Origin of the sequence: Streptomyces sp. STR69 (assembly GCF_024519455.1) — a bacterium.
Lineage (GTDB): Bacteria > Actinomycetota > Actinomycetes > Streptomycetales > Streptomycetaceae > Streptomyces.
Genome location: NZ_JALJRY010000109.1, coordinates 1 through 399, shown reverse-complemented (window position 1 = coordinate 399; position 399 = coordinate 1). Strand labels below are relative to the sequence as shown.

1 pseudogene is annotated in these 399 nt (G+C 68.9%); it reads left to right on the top strand.

Annotated features, from left to right (window positions below):
- Positions 1-399 (top strand): annotated as a pseudogene (locus OC490_RS49175) (glycosyl hydrolase); the annotation flags it as partial.

Genomic DNA, 399 nt, shown 5'->3' with positions numbered 1-399 from the left:
CCGTCACCGGCGGCCTCCAGGACAACGGCCAGTCGATCCTGCGCAGCAACGACACGGTCATGGGCTCCAACTTCGGCGGCGACGGCGGCGACACCCTCACCGACCCGGCCAACGGCTGCAACATCGCCGAGGAGTACGTCTACCTCGCCCTCCAGGTCACGCAGAACTGCGCGATCAACGACGGGAGTTGGGTCACCGACCCCAGCAAGATCACGTCGTACAACGTCGCCCCCGCAGACAACGCCACCGGCGAGGCCCGCTTCATCGCCCCGATCACGGCCGACGCGAAGAACAGCTCGACCTGGATCGCGGGGGGCCGGCACATCTGGGTGCAGACCCACGGCTACGCCATCCGCAGCGGCGACGAGTGGACCAGCGTCTACGACCTCGGCGCCGGGC